This is a genomic window from Mycobacterium sp. DL440 (assembly GCF_011745145.1).
Lineage (GTDB): Bacteria > Actinomycetota > Actinomycetes > Mycobacteriales > Mycobacteriaceae > Mycobacterium.
In genome coordinates this window covers 441,334-459,486 of the sequence record NZ_CP050191.1, presented here as the reverse complement: position 1 = coordinate 459,486, position 18,153 = coordinate 441,334, and the positions used below count along the sequence as shown (strand labels likewise).

18 protein-coding genes are annotated in these 18,153 nt (G+C 64.3%); 5 read left to right on the top strand and 13 right to left on the bottom strand.

Features of this window, described 5'->3' with window-relative positions; genetic code table 11:
- Positions 1 to 190 precede the first annotated feature (190 nt).
- Together HBE63_RS02265 and HBE63_RS02260 are read left to right on the top strand one after the other, a co-directional pair.
- Positions 191 to 2,170, top strand: coding sequence for a PTS mannitol transporter subunit IICBA (locus HBE63_RS02265; protein WP_166902914.1), 1,980 nt, complete (start codon positions 191 to 193; stop codon positions 2,168 to 2,170).
- Between the two features lie 35 nt (positions 2,171 to 2,205).
- Positions 2,206 to 2,964: a DeoR/GlpR family DNA-binding transcription regulator gene (locus tag HBE63_RS02260; RefSeq protein WP_166902911.1), complete on the top strand. Its 759-nt coding sequence runs from the start codon at positions 2,206 to 2,208 to the stop codon at positions 2,962 to 2,964.
- A gap of 29 nt (positions 2,965 to 2,993) precedes the next feature.
- Here the strand turns inward: HBE63_RS02260 and HBE63_RS02255 are convergent, their stop codons facing one another.
- Both HBE63_RS02255 and glmS read right to left on the bottom strand, forming a co-directional pair.
- A complete protein-coding gene (locus tag HBE63_RS02255) occupies positions 2,994 to 3,914 on the bottom strand; it encodes an alpha/beta fold hydrolase (RefSeq protein WP_166902909.1) in 921 nt (306 codons plus the stop codon).
- A gap of 84 nt (positions 3,915 to 3,998) precedes the next feature.
- The gene (gene glmS / locus HBE63_RS02250) at positions 3,999 to 5,876 is read right to left on the bottom strand and encodes a glutamine--fructose-6-phosphate transaminase (isomerizing) (RefSeq protein WP_166902907.1); all 1,878 of its coding nucleotides are present in this window, start codon (positions 5,874 to 5,876) and stop codon (positions 3,999 to 4,001) included.
- Positions 5,877 to 6,018: 142 nt separating this feature from the next.
- Here glmS and HBE63_RS02245 point away from each other — a divergent pair, with 142 nt between their 5' ends.
- On the top strand, positions 6,019 to 6,870 hold the full coding sequence (locus tag HBE63_RS02245; protein WP_166902905.1) for a dienelactone hydrolase family protein: 852 nt from the start codon (positions 6,019 to 6,021) through the stop codon (positions 6,868 to 6,870).
- An 8-nt stretch (positions 6,871 to 6,878) separates the two neighbouring features.
- Here the strand turns inward: HBE63_RS02245 and HBE63_RS02240 are convergent, their stop codons facing one another.
- The gene (locus HBE63_RS02240; RefSeq protein ID WP_166902903.1) at positions 6,879 to 7,025 is read right to left on the bottom strand and encodes a hypothetical protein; all 147 of its coding nucleotides are present in this window, start codon (positions 7,023 to 7,025) and stop codon (positions 6,879 to 6,881) included.
- A 225-nt stretch (positions 7,026 to 7,250) separates the two neighbouring features.
- Here HBE63_RS02240 and HBE63_RS02235 point away from each other — a divergent pair, with 225 nt between their 5' ends.
- Entirely contained in the window at positions 7,251 to 7,754 is a 504-nt protein-coding gene (locus tag HBE63_RS02235; RefSeq protein WP_166902901.1) for a hypothetical protein, read from the top strand.
- Here the strand turns inward: HBE63_RS02235 and HBE63_RS02230 are convergent.
- From HBE63_RS02230 to HBE63_RS02185, 10 genes are read right to left on the bottom strand one after another with little or no spacing between them, the layout of a single operon-like run.
- A complete protein-coding gene (locus tag HBE63_RS02230; RefSeq protein ID WP_166902899.1) occupies positions 7,705 to 8,637 on the bottom strand; it encodes an alpha/beta hydrolase fold domain-containing protein in 933 nt (310 codons plus the stop codon). The two genes, HBE63_RS02235 and HBE63_RS02230, sit on opposite strands and share 50 nt — an antisense overlap.
- A gap of 48 nt (positions 8,638 to 8,685) precedes the next feature.
- Complete coding sequence (locus tag HBE63_RS02225) at positions 8,686 to 9,036, bottom strand: hypothetical protein (RefSeq protein ID WP_166902897.1); 351 nt, start codon at positions 9,034 to 9,036, stop codon at positions 8,686 to 8,688.
- Positions 9,037 to 9,059: 23 nt separating this feature from the next.
- Complete coding sequence (locus HBE63_RS02220; RefSeq protein ID WP_166902895.1) at positions 9,060 to 9,251, bottom strand: ferredoxin; 192 nt, start codon at positions 9,249 to 9,251, stop codon at positions 9,060 to 9,062.
- Between the two features lie 25 nt (positions 9,252 to 9,276).
- Entirely contained in the window at positions 9,277 to 10,755 is a 1,479-nt protein-coding gene (locus HBE63_RS02215; protein ID WP_371815076.1) for an aldehyde dehydrogenase, read from the bottom strand.
- A gap of 37 nt (positions 10,756 to 10,792) precedes the next feature.
- Positions 10,793 to 11,557: an SDR family NAD(P)-dependent oxidoreductase gene (locus HBE63_RS02210; RefSeq protein WP_166902891.1), complete on the bottom strand. Its 765-nt coding sequence runs from the start codon at positions 11,555 to 11,557 to the stop codon at positions 10,793 to 10,795.
- 16 nt (positions 11,558 to 11,573) lie between these two features.
- A complete protein-coding gene (locus HBE63_RS02205; protein ID WP_166902889.1) occupies positions 11,574 to 12,668 on the bottom strand; it encodes a phosphotransferase family protein in 1,095 nt (364 codons plus the stop codon).
- A 24-nt stretch (positions 12,669 to 12,692) separates the two neighbouring features.
- Complete coding sequence (locus HBE63_RS02200; RefSeq protein ID WP_166902887.1) at positions 12,693 to 13,814, bottom strand: hypothetical protein; 1,122 nt, start codon at positions 13,812 to 13,814, stop codon at positions 12,693 to 12,695.
- Positions 13,815 to 13,816: 2 nt separating this feature from the next.
- On the bottom strand, positions 13,817 to 14,671 hold the full coding sequence (locus tag HBE63_RS02195) for a mycofactocin-coupled SDR family oxidoreductase (RefSeq protein WP_166902885.1): 855 nt from the start codon (positions 14,669 to 14,671) through the stop codon (positions 13,817 to 13,819).
- Positions 14,672 to 14,682: 11 nt separating this feature from the next.
- Complete coding sequence (locus HBE63_RS02190; protein ID WP_166902883.1) at positions 14,683 to 15,522, bottom strand: SDR family oxidoreductase; 840 nt, start codon at positions 15,520 to 15,522, stop codon at positions 14,683 to 14,685.
- Between the two features lie 19 nt (positions 15,523 to 15,541).
- Entirely contained in the window at positions 15,542 to 16,762 is a 1,221-nt protein-coding gene (locus tag HBE63_RS02185) for a cytochrome P450 (RefSeq protein WP_166902881.1), read from the bottom strand.
- Between the two features lie 247 nt (positions 16,763 to 17,009).
- Between HBE63_RS02185 and HBE63_RS02180 the strand changes: the two genes are divergently transcribed.
- Entirely contained in the window at positions 17,010 to 18,146 is a 1,137-nt protein-coding gene (locus tag HBE63_RS02180) for a phosphotransferase (RefSeq protein ID WP_371815074.1), read from the top strand.
- Positions 18,147 to 18,153 lie beyond the last annotated feature (7 nt).

The following is an 18,153-nucleotide window of genomic DNA, read 5'->3' as shown; positions in this document are numbered from 1 at the left end:
GTCCTCTCGACTCACAGGAACTGGCGATAACCGGGTCGGTATCAGCACCCTAACGCCAATCCAGTCATAAAACCACAATATCTACTGCCCATTTACGCCCGATTGCTTGCACTAGTGCCCATTTATGCGGTCTACTGGGTATGCATGTGACCGGCGTCACCCAGCAGCCGGCAAGATCGGAGGTCGTCAGATGTCCACTGTCGAAGCGCCACGCACCGGAGTTCGGGTGCACGTGCAGAAGCTGGGCACCTCGCTGTCGAACATGGTGATGCCGAATATCGGTGCCTTCATCGCCTGGGGCCTGATCACGGCCCTTTTCATCGAGCAAGGCTGGCTGCAGGCGATCTTCTCCGGGCTCAGGGACCCAGACGGATGGGTGGCCAAGATCGGCGGCTGGGGCAGCTATGACGGCGCCGGCATCGTCGGCCCGATGATCACCTACCTGCTGCCCGTACTGATCGGATACACCGGTGGCCGGATGATCCACGGCAACCGCGGCGCCGTCGTCGGCGCGATCGCCACCATGGGGGTGGTCGCCGGCGCTGATGTCCCGATGTTCATGGGCGCGATGATCATGGGGCCACTGGGCGGCTGGGCGATGAAGAAGGCCGACGCACTCTGGGAAGGCAAGATCCGGCCCGGTTTCGAGATGCTCGTCGACAACTTTTCGGCAGGCATTCTGGGCATGCTGCTGGCCATCCTCGGATTCTTCGGTGTCGGACCGATCGTGTCGTCGTTCACCCGCGCCGCTGGAAACGCGGTGGACTTCCTGGTCAACAATGACCTGCTGCCCCTGACCTCAGTGCTCATCGAACCGGCGAAGGTGCTGTTCCTCAACAACGCCATCAACCACGGGGTGCTGACACCGTTGGGCACCACCCAGGCGTTGGAGACCGGCAAGTCGATTCTGTTCCTGTTGGAGACCAACCCCGGCCCCGGCCTGGGAGTCCTGTTGGCATTCATGGTGTTCGGCCGCGGCACTGCCCGTGCCTCAGCCCCGGGTGCCGCGATCATCCAGTTCTTCGGCGGCATCCACGAGATCTACTTCCCGTACGTGCTGATGAAGCCCAAGCTGATCGCCGCCACGGTCCTCGGCGGCATGACCGGCGTCTTCATCAACGTGCTGTTCGGTTCCGGACTGCGCGCCCCGGCCGCACCCGGTTCGATCATCGCGATCTACGCGCAGACCGCGAGCGGCAGCTTCCTCGGGGTGACGTTGTCGGTGCTCGGGGCCACCGCCGTCTCGTTCGCCGTCGCGTCACTGCTGCTCAAGACCGATCGTGCCGATGCCGAACCCGATCTGGCTGCGGCCACCGCCGAGATGGAGGCACTCAAGGGCAAGAAGTCCAGTGTGGCTTCCGCCCTGGTCGGTGCGCCCCGGGGTCCGGTGACCAGCATCGTGTTCGCCTGTGACGCCGGGATGGGGTCCTCGGCGATGGGGGCGTCGGTGCTGCGAAAAAAGATTCATTCGGCCGGATTCGGCGACATCGCCGTGACCAACCAATCCATCGCGAACCTCACCGACACCTACGACCTGGTGGTCACCCACCGCGACCTGACCGACCGGGCGCGCCTGAAAACCGCTTCGGCCGTTCATGTCTCGGTGGAGGACTTCATGAGTTCACCTCGCTACGACGAGATCGTCGAGATGCTTGGGAACACCAATTCGGCTACGGATGAGCGCTTGCGCGAAGACCAGACAACTGCGGATGAGCGCTTGCGCGAAGACCAGACAACTGAGAGCGACGTGCTGCCGCTGGATTCGATCGTGCTGGCCGGCACCGCCACCTCAGCAGACGCCGCCATCGACGAGGCCGGCGCCCTGTTGGTCGCAGCGGACGCCGTCGAGCCGGCCTACGTGGATGCCATGCACGAACGCGAGAAGTCGGTGTCGACCTACATGGGCAACGGTCTGGCCATCCCGCACGGCACCAACGAGGCCAAGACTGCGATCCGCCGTACCGGGATCTCCTTCGTGCGCTACCCCGAACCCATCGACTGGAACGGTAAACCCGCCGAGTTCGTCGTCGGCATCGCCGGATTGGGCAACGACCACATGGCACTGCTGACCAAGATCGCGCACGTCTTCCTCGACAAGGACGAGGTGGCCCGGCTGCGGACGGCGACCAGCGCCGACGAGGTGCGCGCAGTGCTCTCCGACAGCAAATAACCGACGCCACACCCGGGTGCCCCAGAATGGCAAGCGTGGATTCAGATACCCGCCAGAGTCGCATCGTCGAGTTCGCGCGCAGCCGGGGCCGCGTCGATGTGTTGGATCTGGCCTCCGAACTCGACGTCGCAGCCGAAACCATCCGTCGCGACCTCAATGCGCTGGCCGGGAGACGACTGCTCAAACGTGTGCACGGCGGCGCGATCCCACTGGAGACCGCAGCGTTCGAATCCACCGTCGAATACCGCAGCCAGGTGGACCTGGCCCAGAAGCACCGCATCGGTGCTGCAGCGGCACATCTATTGCACGGTGCCGAAACCGTCTACCTGGATGAGGGTTTCACGCCACGGCTGATCGCCGAACAGCTCGCCGATCAGGAAGTGACCGTGGTGACATCATCGCTGCTGGCCGCCGAGGCGCTGGCACACAGCGAGACCGTCACCGTCCTGATGATCGGTGGGCGCATGCGAGGACGCACCCTGGCCACCGTCGACCACTGGGCGGTGGAGCGACTGAGCGGCCTGGTGATCGATATCGCCTTCCTGGGCACCAACGGGATCACTGCCGAGCATGGCCTGACCACCCCGGACCCCGCGGTGGCAGCGGTGAAGCAGACGGCCGTGAACGTCGCGCAGCGGCGCGTACTGGTGGCTGCGCATTCGAAGTTCGGGGAGACGAGTTTCTGCCGGTTCGCTCACGTCTCCGATTTCGAGTCGATCGTCACCGGCACCGAGTTGCCCGCCGAGGAAGCACAGCGCTATGAAGCACTGGGGCCGTCGGTGATCCGCGCCTGAGGACCGACCGGGCGGATGACCCGCACACGCTACACGGCGTCCCAGAAGCGGCCCGCCCGCTGAGCGATCCCTTCCGGGTATTCACCGTTGATGGCGTGGGAAGCATCTGGCCAGAGCTCGATCTGACCGTGCACCAGCAACTCTCGCGCCCGCGCGACAGCGCGGGTCGGGTTGAGCATGACGCTTCGGCCCGCGATCAACGCCAGCACCGGCATGTCGAGGCTCCGCAGTTGCTCATCGGTGAACAGTTTGGGCATCGGCGTGTGCAGCGTGAAATCCTTTGCCCCGGCATCGATCAGCGCGGATTCGATCGCGGCGGCTGCCAGGTCGGAACCGCCGGCTATCCAGCTGTGCACCCGCCGGCGCCAGCTCTCCGGTACGCCCGGCGCGAACAGTGCCACCGAGGCGAGCATTGCCTTGGCTGGGATACCGGTGAAAGTGAATACCGGATCGAGCAGGGTCAGCGACGCGATCCGCCCGGGCCGATGCACCGCACAGTTCGCGGCAGTCCAGCCGCCGATCGATACCCCGAGTAGATGCGCGTTTTCCAGGTCGAGCCCGGCCAGTGCCTCGTCAAGCCACTGCGCCTGATCCAGACCGCCACGAATCACCTTGCGCTGCACCGATAAGCCGGTCTCACCGAGCAGATCGATGCCGTAGACAGTGCGACGTTCCAGCAACGGCCCGAGGTTTGTCCGGTACATCGGCGTCGACGCGTTGCGGCCGGGCAGCAGCACCACCGGCGCACCAGTGTCCGGCCCGGCGAAACGGTAGGCCCGTACGGTCCCGAACGAGGTTGGCACATCGAACAGTTCGAACGGCGGCAGCGCAGCCATCCCGGCCCGGTAGGTGCCCAGGAAATGCTCGAACGCCGCCGCGGAGACAAAGGCTCCCAGCGCTCCGCGGGCCCACCGCCCGGCGATGTTGACCGTGGGAACCCGCAGATCCATCAGACCTCGACACCGAACGTGGAGAAGATCGCGAGATTTCTCGGAAACTTCGCGATCTTGTTCACGTTCGACGGGATGACAGGGCTACTCGACGGTGACGGACTTGGCCAGATTGCGGGGCTTGTCGACGTCGTACCCTCGCGCCCGGGCCACCCCGGCCGCGAACACCTGCAGCGGAATGGTCGACAGCAGCGGCTGAAAAAGCGTTGACACGGCCGGGATCTCGATCAAATGATCGGCGTAGGGCCGCACCGTGTCGTCGCCCTCCTCGGCGATCACGATGGTCACCGCACCGCGGGCCTGGATCTCGCGGATGTTGGACAACAGCTTGGCGTGCAGCATCTGCGCGTTCTTGGGTGACGGCATCACCACGATCACCGGCAGGTCGTCGTCGATCAGGGCGATCGGGCCGTGCTTGAGCTCACCGGCGGCGAAGCCCTCGGCGTGCATGTAGGCCAGCTCCTTGAGCTTGAGCGCACCCTCGAGCGCCACCGGGTATCCGACGTGCCGGCCCAGGAACAGGATCGTGGGCGACTTCGCGAACCGCTGCGCCAGCTGGAACACCGGCTCGATGCCGGCCAGCACTCGGCCGATCAAGTCCGGCATGGCCTCAAGATCGGCGTACTCGCGCTCGACCTCGTCGGGGTACTTGGTCCCGCGGGCCTGCGCCAGGGCCAGCCCCACCAGGTAGTTCGCGGCGATCTGCGCCAGGAACGTCTTGGTGGCGGCCACACCGATCTCCGGCCCGGCCCGGGTGTAGAGCACCGCGTCGGCCTCGCGCGGGATCTGGCTGCCGTTGGTGTTGCAGATCGCCAGCACCTTGGCCTTCTGCGTCTTGGCGTGCCGCACCGCTTCCAGCGTGTCGGCGGTCTCGCCGGACTGCGAGATGGCGATCACCAGCGTGCTGCGATCCAGCACCGGGTCCCGGTACCGGAACTCGCTGGCGAGCTCGACCTCGACCGGCAGCCGGGTCCAGTGCTCGATGGCGTACTTGGCCAGCAGGCCGGAGTGGTACGCGGTGCCGCAGGCGACGATGTAGACCTTGTCGATCTCGCGCAGTTCCTGATCACTCAGGCGCTGCTCGTCGAGCACGATACGGCCGTCGACGAAATGCCCCAGCAGGGTGTCGGCGACCGCGGCGGGCTGCTCGGCGATCTCCTTGAGCATGAAGTAGTCGTAGCCACCCTTTTCGGCGGCGTCGAGATCCCAGTCGATGTGGAATTCCCGGTAGTCCTGGCCGGCCTGCAGATCGTCGCGGCCGAAGAAGTCGGTGATCCGGTAGCCGTCGGCGGTCAGCACCACCGCCTGGTCCTGGCCGAGCTCCACGGCGTGGCGGGTGTGCTCGATGAACGCCGCCACATCGGAGCCGACGAACATCTCGCCCTCGCCGATGCCGACCACCAGCGGGGTGGATCGGCGTGCGGCCACGATCGTGCCCGGATCGTCGGCGTTCGCGAACACCAGGGTGAAGTGGCCTTCCAGTCGCTGCAGCACGGCCAGCACGGACGCCGGAAAGTCGCCGGCGGTGTCGCCGTGGGCGTACTGGCGGGCCACCAGGTGCACGGCCACCTCGGAGTCGGTGTCGCTGGCGAACTCGACCCCGTCGGCTTCCAGCTCGGCACGCAGGCCGGCGAAGTTTTCGATGATGCCGTTGTGAACGACGGCGATCTTGGCTGCCGCGTCACGGTGCGGGTGGGCATTGCGGTCAGTGGGACGGCCGTGGGTGGCCCAGCGGGTGTGGCCGAGGCCCGTCGTCCCGGTCAGCACACCCTCGTCGGTCTCGGCGAGGGTGGCTTCCAGGTTGGCCAGCCGACCGGCGCGGCGACGTACCGTCAACCCGCCGTTGCCGTCGATCAGCGCGATCCCCGCGGAGTCGTAGCCCCGGTATTCCATCCGCCGCAGCGCGTCGACCACGATGCCGCGGGCCGGGCGCGTCCCGACGTAGCCGACGATTCCACACATAGGGTCCCAGGATAGTGCAGCCGGAGTGCTGACCCGATTCTGCGCGACGACGGTTGACGCATATCACCGTGATCGCACCCGGGCGCGCCTCAGGCTCAATTGGCGCTCACGCGCCGCGGCGGCCCTGCGCTACGGTCAACGCGTGGCCAGCACAAAGAAGCTCTTCGCAGGGTTGACCCGCCGCGGACCGCATCGAGTCCTGCGCGGTGACCTGGCGTTCGCCGGCATGCCGGGAGTGGTGTACACGCCGGAATCCGGCCTGAATCTGCCTGGCGTGGTGTTCGGCCACGACTGGATGGCGCAGGCGGGCAACTATGCGCACACGCTGGAGCACCTGGCGTCGTGGGGCATCGTGGCAGCGGCCCCCAACACCGAGAAGAGCATCGCTCCCTCGGTGCTCAATTTCGCCTTCGACCTGGGCGCGGCCCTCGAAATCATCACCGGGGTGCGGCTGGGTACGGGCAAGATCAGCGTGCACCCCGGCAAGCGCGGCGTGGTCGGGCACGGCTTCGGCGGGTCGGCAGCGGTGTTCGCCGCCGCGGGAATGGGAGGTTCAGCGCAGCCTCCGAAGGCCGTGGTGTCACTGTTCCCGACGGTGACGAAGCCGCCGACCGAACAACCGGCGTCGGCGTTGCGGGTGCCCGGCCTGGTGCTGAGCGCCCCCGGCGACCCGATGACGCTGCGCTCGAACGCCGTGGAGCTGGCCCGGGTCTGGGACGGCGCGACGCTCCGGACGGTCAGCAAGGCGCAGGCCGGGGGCCTGGTCGAGGGACGCCGCCTGGCCCGTTTCATCGGACTGCCCGGCGCCGACAAGGACACCCAGAAAATCGTGCGGGCCCTACTCACCGGGTATCTGCTGGCCACGCTGGCCGGCGACAAGACCTACCGCGATTTCGCCGATCCCGACGCCACACTGCCCCACACCGAAACGGCCGACCCGAACGCCGATCCGGTCGCACTGGAGGACAAGGTGGTCGCGCTGCTCAAGCCGTGACCTGCGCGTCAGCCCGCTTCTTTGGCTGACTTGCGCTCGGAGAGCTTGTACTTCACCAGTGCGACCAACGCCTTGGGATTACGGGCGAACGCACCTGCGGCCTGCGAATACAGCTTGGCCTTCTGCCCGAATGTCAATTGGTGCTCTGGTTCCATTTTGGCTCTCCCCTGTCTGTTGATCGGTCTCGAACAGTAGCCTGCTGTCGAGATGCAGCGAAGATTGACAAGACACGCCTGCCTACTTTGACAAAACTCGGGCGTGTCGCGAAACTCTGTCAATCTTCGCTGCAAAAGTCAGGTCAGGAACGCACTCCGCGCCTCGTGCACCAATCGACTCAGTTGCCGTCGATACTTCACGGACCGGACCGCAGGCAGATATGGATGCGTCGCTGCCGAAGCGCTTGGCCGTGGCTGGACAACACCGGGAACACCGAGCCCGATTGCGTGCCACCGGTGATCGGCGACAAGGCCGGAGACGGGATTCCCCAAACTCTCACGCAGAAGCAGAGCGCGGCGAATCTGAAGATCCAGCAGCAGGATCTGGCCCAGGTCAAATCAGTGGCCGACGCAAACCATGTCAGCGTCGATAAGGTGCAGGCCCACCCGGAGAACTACGGCTTGACCGCCACAGACGTGACGCGATACCACAATGCGGCCGAGGTGCAGAAGGCCGTGGACCGCTACCGCAACGACGCCAACACCCCCGGGACCACCAAGCACCCACCGATCTTTTTGACGAAGTACGGCCCGGAGGCGTTCGGCGGCAAGGGAGCCGCTGCGATCGCGATCGGGAACCCCGACACATCGAACACCGTGGCTGCCTGTACCAGCGAGTTCACCGCGGGCGGTTGCCCATGTCTGTCCCGGGCAGATGAGCTTGGATGAATTTCACCGATTCCACGAAGGCGTGGGTGCCTTCCCGCGTCCCGCCGATGGGGAAAACATGTGCCATCTCGGCATAGCTGCGGTGATCGACGGTCGGATTGCGCGTAGCAAGTCGGCGCGCGTCAGAGTCGAGCACCTCTCGATCCCCCGAGAACACCAGTGCCGGTGGTAGCCCGCGTTGGTCGGCGAAGAGGGCGCTGACCCGCGGATCCTGTGGATCAAGGTCTGGCGCCCAAAGTTTGGCGGCGTTGCGAATCATCCCCGCGCTGATAGAGGGATCACGGTGTTCCAACTCGGTTTGATCGGGCCCGCTCACACTGAGATCGAGAACCGGGGAAAACAGAATCATCGAAGCCGGCTGAGGTTCGCCATGGTCTCGCAAATGCTGGGCAAGAAGCATCGCGACTCCGCCACCCGCGGAGTCACCGGTGATCACGATGTTCTCCGCCCCATATTCGCTGACCATCTCAAGGTACAGCGAAGTGACGTAAGGCATCGAATCGCGCCAGGTGTGCTCCGGGGCGAGCGGCCACAGCGGTACGGTCGCATCACATGCCTCCAGACGATCGAGAAGGCCTAATGGAACCCGCCATTGGATTTTCTGGATGCTGAGAACAAACGCACCACCGTGCAGGTAGAGGAGGTGCAGATCGGCCCGCTTCGCCCCACGCCGGCTCAGGCGGAAAACGTCGCCGTCCGGGCGCGGTTGCCTGCGGACGTCGTACCTCTTCGAAACGCGGGCCGGTGGTTGAGCCGGCCCCCGCGCGCGGTTCTTGGCGATCGCCTTTCGAAGACCTGGCATCGTTTCGTAACCGGGTGCCAGAACGTGGCTGAGGACCTTGGTGAGCCTGAACAGAATCGCGCCACTGATCGGTCCTCGCATGGACACCGCTGTGGTCCGGGAAGTCTGACCCGACAACGTATTCCGTCCCTACGTGTTACGTGCCGCGAGAGCGCCGGCTACGCCGAACACTGCACTGCTGGCCACCGCAGACCATCGGTTGGCTTTGGCCAGGGTGGGCTCGCGTAACGACACCGCAAGTTCAGCCACTGCCAGCGCCGTGGTGGCTGCCAGCACAGGGCGGCGCCGCTGAGAATTCCTGGTTCCGAACAGGATCGCCCCCAGCGCAGTCTCACGCAGCGCCCACATCCGGGTCTGGTAATCCTGACCGGGCATCGCCGAGGAGCCGAATCGAGCAGGTGCCAAAACCGCCGTCGCACCTACAGCCAACATCACCGCACCCATGGCGGCTTGGATCTTCTGTGAGGAAGAGGGTGTCATCTTTCGCTCCTCGTGGTTCTTCGTCATTCGGTGATCGTGAGTGCCTGGCGTGGACATTGGCGCACCGCATCGACGACAGAAGCCTCGGCTTCCGGCGCCACCTGTGGTTTCAAAACCGTCAGATGGTCGTCGTCATCGAGTTCGAACACCTCGGGGTTGATACCCATACACACCCCGTTGGCCTCACACAGTCCGTAGTCGACGTCAACCCTCATGGGACCTCCTTGTATCGCCGAGCATTCAGGTCGCTTCATCCGCCGGCTTGTCACGTACCGCCAAGCGCGGCGAGGCGCCGGCGGGAACCGTGATGGTCTTGGGCTCCAGATAGGCCGCGAGCCCTTCGGCTCCCATCTCGCGCCCGAGCCCGGATCGCTTCACGCCTCCGAACGGGGCTGCGGGGTCCAGCACCATGGCATTGACCGAGTACGTACCGGTGCGGATACGGCGTCCGATGTCGACGCCCCGATTCACATCAGCGCTCCATACCGTGCCATGCAGTCCGAAATCCGAGTCGTTGGCAAGCGCCACCGCCTCGTCCTCGTCGGAGTACGCGATGAACGTCACTACTGGTCCGAAGATCTCTTCCTGGGCAATCCTCATGGAATTCTTGACATCTCGGAAGACGGTTGGCTGCACGAACCATCCACGCTCGAGGTGTTCGGGCCGTCCACCTCCGGTGACGACCGTCGCGCCTTCCTTCTGACCGATCGCGATGTAGTCCAGCACTCGGTCGCGTTGCCTGCGGCTGATCAGCGGCCCGAGGAACATTCCTTCTTCGAACGTCGGTCCGATCGGAAGACTCTGCGCGATCTGGGAGAAGGTGTCGACGGCTTCATCATATCGACTGTCTGGTACCAGGATTCGTGATTGCGCGGTGCAGAATTGGCCACTCATCGTCATGGTCACGCCGATCAGTGTCGGCATGGTTGACGCCAGGTCGGCGTCATCGAGCACGATCGCTGCCGACTTTCCACCGAGTTCCAGCGTAAGCCGCTTCAGCTGGCCGCCTGCCAGCGCCGCAATACGCTGCCCGACGGCTGTACTGCCGGTGAACGCGACCTTGTCGACGTCTGGATGGGTTACCAGGCGCTCACTCGCCTCTGGTCCGGCGGCCACGACGTTGAGGACACCGGGTGGCAGGCCGACGGCGTGAGCGGCCTCAGCCAGAAGATAGGCGTTGAGCGGGGTTTCGGGGGCGGCCTTCAGCACGACCGTGCAACCTGCGGCCAGCGCCGGTCCCAATTTGAGCGTGGCCAGGTAGAAGGGCACGTTCCACGGAACGATCGCGGCGACGACCCCGACCGGTTCCTGTCGCACGATCGCGGGCCCGTACACGCCGTCGACCAGGCGTTCGGGCTCGAATCCGGCCGCAAAGTCGGCGTAATACTTCAAGACGTGCAAGCCGTTGTCGACCTGTACGGGGCGCAGCAGCATTGCCGGTGTGCCGTTTTCGGTACCGATTGTCCTCGCGAGTTCGTCGGCTCTCGACGTCAGCTCATCGTGCAGGGCGAGGATCACCCGTGACCGTTCGGCGAAACTCAGCTGTGGCCACCCGCCGTGGTCGAATGCTCGTCTGGCCGCCGAGACTGCGTTGTCTATGTCCTCGGCGTTGCCGTCGGGCACTTGGGCCACCGGTTCCTCGGTGCTCGGTGAAATGACGTCCAGCTGGGCGTCCGATGTCGACGGAACCCAACGGCCGTCGATGTAGTAGTCGTTGATCACGCGCATTGACGTGCCTCCTGATCTGTATGCCGGACTATCTGGGCGCCATCCTGATTGCGCCGTCGATCCGGATGACCTCACCGTTGAGCATCGGGTTCTCGACGATGTGCCGAACCAGCGCTGCGAACTCCTGCGGGTCGCCGAGCCGACTCGGATGCGGGACCTGAGCTCCCAGCGATGCCTTCAGTTTCTCGGGCGCGGCTCCCAGCATGGGGGTGTCGAAGGTTCCCGGTGCGATCGCCATGACCCTGATCAGACTGCCGGCGAGATCTCGGGCGATGGGAAGGGTCATCGCCGCCACTGCTCCCTTGGACGCCGCATACGCCGCCTGGCCGATCTGGCCGTCGAAGGCCGCCACCGACGCCGTGTTCACGATCACCCCGCGCTCACCGTCGACCGGATCGGTGGCGGCCATCCGCGCTGCGGTCAAACGCAGCACGTTGAAGGTGCCGATCAGGTTCACCTGCACCACTTTGTCGAACTGATCGACGGGGAAAATTCCGCGCTTGCCCAGAATGCGGATCGCGTTTCCAGTCCCCGCACAATTGACGGCGATGCGTACCGGGCCGAGCGTCTCAGCAAGGTCGAGCGCGGCTTCGACCGCACCGGTGTCGGTGACATCGACCGGCGCGAACCGAACCCGCTGCCCCAGTCGCTCGGCCACCTCGGGCCCGGCTGAAGTCGGTAGATCCAGGATCACCGCTCCCATTGCGCCTGCAGTCAAAAGTGCTTCGACAGTGGCCAATCCGAGGCCGGAGGCGCCACCGGTGACGACGGCGACGCCCTGTGCGATATCCATGTGGCGTGCCTCCGGGTCAGTGCGCAGGCGCAGGCTGCGCGAGCACTTCGTCGATGCGCTCCTGCCGCGGTAGGACCGGACCATCATCGAGCTTCTCGTCGACGCCGAGCTCGGTGAGCCCGACTGTGGTCAGTAGCGACGTGCCGTATGCCGCGATGACCAGTTTCTGGTCGTTGCTGTGCCCGTCCTCGACCAGCATGGCCCCGATCAGACAGATGACGGCCATTTTGAAGGCGTTGAACGCGCGATACCAGCTCCGGTTGGAAACCGGAATACCGCTCACCTTTTCGTAATGCGCAAGAAGTTCATCGATGGGCAAGGCTGCCGAATGACTGGTGATGCCAACGGGTTGCATCCACAACAGTTCCAGCCATCCAATGTCGGTAAGAGGATCCCCGACAGTCGTCATCTCCCAATCGAAAACCGCACTCACCTCCCCCGCGGTGAATGCGAAATTTCCGGGCTTGGCGTCGCCGTGCACGAGCGTGACCCGTTCGCTCGGCTTCGGCTTGGCACCGCGCAGAGCCTCCAGAAGGCGTTCCAGTGCGGGCAGCCGGTCACGCTTGACCCTGTCGAGTTCTCCGGCCCAGCGGGCAAGTTCGCGATCGAGGTGATCCGCACCGTCATCAAGTGAACCCAGGCCAGTCCGCTCCAGGTCGACGGAGTGAATCGCCGCCAGCTTTTCAACCAGACTCTGACACATCCTGACGACAGTTTCATCCGAAAGATCTGCGGGAGAATCCATTTCGAAGACCTCACCGCCGACCCGCTCCATCACCAGGAATGGGCGACCGAGGACCTCACCGCTGGGCTCCAGCCAGAGGGCCTTGGGCACGGGGACCGAGGTTCCGTGCAGCGCGCGCAGGATGGTGAACTGCCGAGGCAGATCGTAGGGCTCCAGGAGCGCGGGCGGTGTGGGCCGCAAGCGCATCACCACATCCTGGCGATTCTCGGCCCTGCCCGTTCGGGCCACCACCGTGAGGACCATCATCTCGGCGGAATGACCGAAGTTCACCCGGTCCAGCCCCTCCAACGAAACCTCGTCGGCCTCGGGCAGTTGGCTTCGCAGCCAGGCGGCCAACCGTTGCTCAGCAGCAGCGTCGAGAGTCATCATCGATCTCCTTGGTCTCGCGGTTCAACTGTCGGCACTGAGTCGATCAGCCGGCGTCTTGTCCTGGGTGAACGCGGACATGTCCATGGCCGTCCAGTTGGGGTAACGGCGGTAACCGTTCCCGCCGAGAAGCAGTTCGAAGATGCCCTGCCCCTGGTGCCCGTCGTAGCTGAACTGCATGAGCTGATCGAGTGCCATCGACTTGCCCTCGGTTTCGGTCAGCTGGTCGGGATCGTTGCTGTCCCATTGGAAGTGGATGAAGTAGGCTCCGCCGCCCAGGTCCTCGTATTGACAGTGTGACATCGGCAGTCCGTAGTAGGCGTCGACCTCCTGATGCTTTGACTGTGCATCGACGCGGTAGGTGGCGCCATCTTCGTCGGTGAAGACGAGCGCTGCGCCGGCCGGACGTTTACGGTCACCGTCGAATTCGATGTCGTGTTCGATCTTGACGAATCTCTTCGACAGTCGGCCGTCGTTGTAGGTGATTCCACCGTCCACGTAGTTGACGGTGCCGTCGGATGATTCGATGATCCAGGCCTCGATTGCATGGTCGTCGAACCCGGCATCAAGCCATAGCCAAAAGTCGATCTTGTCGGAGACTCGGACACCGAAGGTGCGGTCCCGACCGCCGTGAAAGCCGTCGACGCTGATCTTCTCGCCGTCGATCTTGACCCATCCGGTCCAGCGACCGGGCTCCTTCATGTGATACATGTCGACGATGAGTTGACCGCTCGGGTCGTTCACTTTCATGGGGAGCAGCTCCCACATCGGTGCCGTGGGCTCGTAGTACAGCTCCCACTCGATCCCGGATGCGTTGGGTTCCACATCGAGTCGCCACTTCTTGAGCGGCTCGACGCATGTCCAGCGCATCGGGCCCGCACCGATTTCGGCCCGGTCGTCGCCGGTCACGGGCCGGCCCGAGAGCAGGTCCCAATGCCTGCCGTCGGCCAGGCTGACCTTGACGTAGCCCAGACCTGTGCCGGTATTGGGATTGTTCCCGTAGCCGCTGGCCAACAGCAGGGTGCCGTCCGGTGAGGCCGCGAAGAAATAGCACCGGTCGGACCACGTCGGATCGCTGCTGTGCACCTGGTCGAACGTGGTGGGAAGCTGATGAGTGAACGATTCGTCCGCGGCAGAGTAACCCATGATTAGAGCCCCATTTTGAGGCCGGCGCCAGCGTCTACGAACAGCTGTTGCCCTGTGACGTAACGAGATTCATCTGATGCAAGGTAGACCACAGCGTGCGAGATGTCGGCCGGATCCACGTACGGGACGGGCATGGCCTGCAGGAAGGGAAAGCTCAGTTCGGCGTCGGCCCGCGTGGGCTTCTCCAGGTCCGGGCGGAACGTCTTGTACATCGGCTCGTTGTGCAGCATGTCGGTGTCGACGTTGGTCGGATGGACGGCGTTGACCCGAATGCTCTGCGGTCCCAGTGCCAGCGCCAACGACTTGGTGTACTCCCTCACCATCTTCTTGGCCAGACCGTATCCCGCACCGCCAGGGCCCTGCAGGTTGCCACCGTTCATCCCGGTGGCAGGCAAGAGTCCCGCAATCGATCCGGTGACGACCACTGAGCCGCCCGATCTGAGGTGCGGTAGGCCGACATGCACGGTGTTGACCACCCCCACGAAGTCCACATCGAACGCATCGATGAAGCCCTGGGCCGGAATGTGATTGCCCAACGGACAGATCGCCGCGTTTGCGACGACGACATCCAGACCGCCGAGTTCGGCGACAGCATTGTCGAGTGCGGACTTCAGCGCAGCGCGGTCCCGCACATCGATCTGTGCGGTGATCGCCCGGCGGCCCGACTTCTCGATCAGCTCCTTGGTCTCCTCCAGGTCGGCCGGTGTGGCCAACGGGTACTCGTTCGAGGCGATATCAGCGCAGATATCCAAGGCGATAATGTCGGCACCTTCATCGGCCAGATGGACCGCGTGACTGCGGCCCTGCCCACGAGCTGCTCCGGTGATGACGGCGACCTTGCCGGACAGTCGATTCATTTGGTTATCTCCTAGCTCACGACGCCGCGCAGGGCGTCTTCTCCGTACATTTGACCGATCAGTGATGAGAAGTTGGGGCCGCGACGCAGCATGAAGCCGCCGTCGACGTTGATCAGTTGCCCGGTGATCCAGCTCGCGGCGTCACTGAGCAGGAACACCGCCAAATTCGCCACGTCCTCGACCTCCCCGAACCTCGGTAGCGGGGTGTTGTCTCGATAGTCGTCGGCAATCGCCGGCATCTCGAAGATCGGACCGAGCAATTCGGTCCGGGTCAGCCCCGGCCGGATCCCGTTGACGCGCACCGATGATGCACCGAACTCGTCAGCGCCCAGTTGCAGAAGGTGGTCGAGCGCCGTCTTGCTGACTCCGTACGCGCCGAACCAGCGGTGGGTATTCGATGCGGCGATCGACGAGATTCCCACGAACGACCCACCTCCGTCACGAACCATCTCGCGGGCAGCATGCTTGAGCATGTACATGGTTCCGTTGACGTTCAGATCCACCGTGTTGCGCCACGCCTGCGAGTCGATCTGGGTCAGCGGGCCCAGGGTCTCCGAGCCACCGGCACTGTGCACAACCCCCGCAAGCTGACCTGTCCAGGCGGTCGCCGCGGCGATGGCCTCGGCGACCTGGTCCTCGTCGGTGACGTCGGCGACATGAGTACGCACGGCCACCTCACCGCGCGGTGATCGTGCGGCCACCTGGGGTGCGGCCTGGGTCAGGCGTTCCGCACCTCGCCCGAGGAGCACGACATTGCCGCCTGCCGCGGCAACCGCTTCGGCCACGCCCTTGCCGATGCCGCTGCCACCGCCGGTCACCACGTAGGTGCGGTCGGTCAACAACAACTCCATCTGAGAACTCCTGTCCGTGTCAGCGGTTCGCGAGCGGTTTGGTCGGAGTGAAGCGCACCGGCATCCGCTCCAGCCCGCTGACGAAGTTCGCCGCGCGCAAAGGCAACTCATCGTCTGTGACGAGCCGAAGGTCAGGCAGGCGCTCCAGCACCTTGCGCATCATCGTCGAAATCTCCAGGCGGGCGAGTTGGTTGCCCATACAGAAATGGGTACCGAATCCGAAAGCCAGATGGCTGTTGGGATTTCGGGTGATGTCGAATCGCTCAGGGTCGTCGAACTGCTCCTCGTCGAAGTTGGCCGATTCGAACAGCAGCATGACCTTCTCACCCGCGGCGAGCGAGGTGCCGTAATACTCGACGTCGTCAGTGAGCTGGCGGCACATGTTCTTTACCGGAGATGTCCATCGCAGCATCTCCTCCACCGCGGTCGCCATCAAGCGCTCCGGTTCTGTTCGCAGCGCAGCGAACTGATCGGGAGCCCGCAACAGTTGCGCAGTGCCGCCGGTGAGGGTGTGTCTGGTGGTCTCGTCCCCGCCCACCAGGATGAGCAGGGCGTCCTGGATGATCTCCGCGTCGGTCAGGCGTTCACCGTCGATGACAGCGTGAGTCATCACACTGATCAGATCATCGGTCGGCTCTGCGCGCCGCGCCGTGATCAGCTCCTGAGTGAAGGCGGTGAAGGCGAGGTACGCGTTGGCGGTCACCTCCAGATCCACCTCGGAGATCTTGGAGCTCAGGCTGGTGACCATGTCGTCTGACCACTTCAAGAACGTCGCACGGTCGGCAGGACGGACACCGAGAAGATCGCCGATGACCGCCATGGGCAGCGGGGCCGCGATGTCCCACACGAAGTCACACTCGCCCCGCTCACACACCGCGTCGATCAACGCATCGCAGAGCGCTTCAATACTCTGCGCGAGCCCCTGGACTCGTTTGCGGGAAAACCCGGCATTGACCAACTTGCGGCGCCTCAGATGACCGGGATCGTCCATGTCGATCATCATCGGCACCGGCGGCACGTAATCCGGGCGGATCCCACCTGCGCTGGAGAACAGCTCCGGCCGGCGTTCGGCTTCGATGAGCGCGCGGTAGGTCGCGATACCGACCAGACCGTTACGGTCCCGGAACACCGGCTGATGCCGTCTCATCCACGCGTATGCAGACCGTGAATCGCCGGCATAGAAGGTCCCGTCGGCGAGGTCCACATCCGGACGGACCGAAACGGGCGCGTCCACACTCATTCGTCACACCTTCCCCTGTCGAACGTCCGCCACAGCGTGACACTTCGCCACGAAAATGTAAAGTATCGACCCTGTCGCCTCAATAAGACATACTCTCGCCACTGTCCGATACAAAGGCAGTTGCGATACACCGTCCGGTCGGTTTCCATGCCCCGAAAACAGGCTTCATGCAACGGTGTTCACACCGGCTCAAGTTTCACGAAGTTCCCGACGCGCCCTCCAGTCGAAAAGGCAGATAAATACGATGGTGAACAGCATGCTGGAACAGGCCCGCGATGCGCTCAAGCTTGTCGGCCATCTGGGGCACGGCGTACAACGCGTCGCGACTGATGCTGCCGTAGGTCGACTGAGCACGCTTCCGCGTGAGGCCGCCGGCCTCGATGCACGGGTCTTGTCCACCGTGATGGGCAGCCGCGTCGAGTCGGTCACCGTGGCCGGCGGGGATGACGGCACCTCATCGAGGGCGCGCCTGAAATTGGTGGGAGAAGGCGTACCCGACTCGGTGTTCGTCAAGATGCCGGCCGCCACGGTGGCGACACGGCTGATGGGCGAGTTGGGACGCCTGGGCCATACCGAGGTGCGGTTCTATCAGGACTTGGCTCCGCAGATCTCAGGCGTACCTAAGGTGTATGGCGCCGCGTTCGAGCCCTGGACGGGGCGCTATCTAGTGGTGCTCGAGGATCTGCCGACCGGCGAGTGCGACTTCCCCGACACGTTGCACCCTTTGAGCCCTGACCAGGCCGGACTTGTCATCGAACTGCTTGCCTCAGTGCATGCTGCGTTCTGGGGCGCCTTCAGCGGCAAGGCGCGCCGACTGGTGGACTGGGTCTATACGCCGTCCGGTGACTCCACCTCGTTGCTGACCGGGTCATTGATGAAATCCTCAATCAAGCGGCTGGCCGAGCGCACAACAATTCCAGTCGACAATGGACGATTCATCGCTGACAACTACCGTGCCGTAGCTGCGCTGATCGACAGACCGCCGCACACAGTCATGCACGGCGATGCCCATCCGGGCAACGTGTACTTCCGCAATGGGCGTGCGGGATTGTTGGACTGGCAGGCTGTGCGCCGGGGACACCCGTCGCGCGAACTGGCCTACACGCTGATAACCAGCATGACGCCGGAGGATCGCCGCGCCACCCAGCGAGAGTTGCTGGCCACCTATCGGAAGGCACTGGTCGCGTTCGGTGGACCAGAGCTCGACGGTGAGGATCTCTGGTTGAGATACCGCCAGGGAGCACTCTATGGATACGTTGCTCCCCTGATCACCGCCGGCATGGGTGGCATGCAGGTCGAAGACATTGCGCTGGAGGGGTTGCGCCGAGGCGTGGAGGCCCTCGACGACTTGGAAACTGTTGCCGCACTGCAGCGCTCGATGTAGCCGAGAA

Coding starts and splice junctions, on each gene's coding strand:
- HBE63_RS02265 (WP_166902914.1), top strand. CDS start 191: ATGTCCACTGTCGAAGCGCCACGCACCGGAGTTCGGGTGCACGTGCAG.
- HBE63_RS02255 (WP_166902909.1), bottom strand. CDS start 3,914: ATGGATCTGCGGGTTCCCACGGTCAACATCGCCGGGCGGTGGGCCCGC.
- glmS (WP_166902907.1), bottom strand. CDS start 5,876: ATGTGTGGAATCGTCGGCTACGTCGGGACGCGCCCGGCCCGCGGCATC.
- HBE63_RS02240 (WP_166902903.1), bottom strand. CDS start 7,025: ATGGAACCAGAGCACCAATTGACATTCGGGCAGAAGGCCAAGCTGTAT.
- HBE63_RS02235 (WP_166902901.1), top strand. CDS start 7,251: ATGCGTCGCTGCCGAAGCGCTTGGCCGTGGCTGGACAACACCGGGAAC.
- HBE63_RS02230 (WP_166902899.1), bottom strand. CDS start 8,637: ATGCGAGGACCGATCAGTGGCGCGATTCTGTTCAGGCTCACCAAGGTC.
- HBE63_RS02225 (WP_166902897.1), bottom strand. CDS start 9,036: ATGACACCCTCTTCCTCACAGAAGATCCAAGCCGCCATGGGTGCGGTG.
- HBE63_RS02220 (WP_166902895.1), bottom strand. CDS start 9,251: ATGAGGGTTGACGTCGACTACGGACTGTGTGAGGCCAACGGGGTGTGT.
- HBE63_RS02210 (WP_166902891.1), bottom strand. CDS start 11,557: ATGGATATCGCACAGGGCGTCGCCGTCGTCACCGGTGGCGCCTCCGGC.
- HBE63_RS02205 (WP_166902889.1), bottom strand. CDS start 12,668: ATGACTCTCGACGCTGCTGCTGAGCAACGGTTGGCCGCCTGGCTGCGA.
- HBE63_RS02200 (WP_166902887.1), bottom strand. CDS start 13,814: ATGGGTTACTCTGCCGCGGACGAATCGTTCACTCATCAGCTTCCCACC.
- HBE63_RS02195 (WP_166902885.1), bottom strand. CDS start 14,671: ATGAATCGACTGTCCGGCAAGGTCGCCGTCATCACCGGAGCAGCTCGT.
- HBE63_RS02190 (WP_166902883.1), bottom strand. CDS start 15,522: ATGGAGTTGTTGTTGACCGACCGCACCTACGTGGTGACCGGCGGTGGC.
- HBE63_RS02185 (WP_166902881.1), bottom strand. CDS start 16,762: ATGAGTGTGGACGCGCCCGTTTCGGTCCGTCCGGATGTGGACCTCGCC.